Origin of the sequence: Mesorhizobium sp. M7A.F.Ca.CA.002.15.2.1 (assembly GCF_003998715.1) — a bacterium.
Lineage (GTDB): Bacteria > Pseudomonadota > Alphaproteobacteria > Rhizobiales > Rhizobiaceae > Mesorhizobium > Mesorhizobium ciceri.
On sequence record NZ_RZPI01001274.1, the window covers coordinates 1 to 448 of the forward strand.

Annotated in this window: 2 protein-coding genes; one reads left to right on the plus strand and one right to left on the minus strand. The window is 63.4% G+C overall.

What is annotated here, in order from left to right:
• Positions 1–184 (plus strand): hypothetical protein (locus ENZ74_RS34855; RefSeq protein WP_206522424.1); only part of this gene is annotated, 184 nt, incomplete at its 5' end.
• 41 nt (positions 185–225) lie between these two features.
• On the opposite strand, the gene ENZ74_RS34100 is transcribed toward ENZ74_RS34855, so the two are convergent.
• A partial coding sequence (locus ENZ74_RS34100) for a hypothetical protein (protein WP_127313387.1) occupies positions 226–448 on the minus strand: 223 nt, incomplete at its 5' end.

A 448-nucleotide genomic window follows, 5' to 3' on the forward strand; every position in this document is an offset into this window, starting at 1 on the left:
ATGCATAACCGACATGATTAACTTGCTTATCACAACGGACGACGACGAGACCGGTCAACTCGAATGCCGCTCAGCAATGGCCGATCGGAAATGCAAAAAAGCCCGCCCCGGCGTGAGCCGAAGCGGGCAGCGGTCGGTCCTGGAAATGAGAGCCACGCCGCGCCAGGTCCACCTGTCTCGGTAATTCCGTCAGGCAGCAGCCAACAGACGACGCGGTGCCAACAGCTACTCCTCCACCCCCGGCTTGAATCTCCGCACCACAAACTCGAACAGCACGTCCGAAATCCACATCGCACAGACGCCGATCAGGAAGGCGGCCGCCAGCGTGGTGGTGTCGTCGGCGGGATCGGGCATCGGCAGGCCGGCGATCCTGGCGTAGGAGACCGCCGGCAGCGTCAGATAAGCCGCCGCAAGCGCGCCGCAGATCGGCGAGGCCACCATTTCGCGC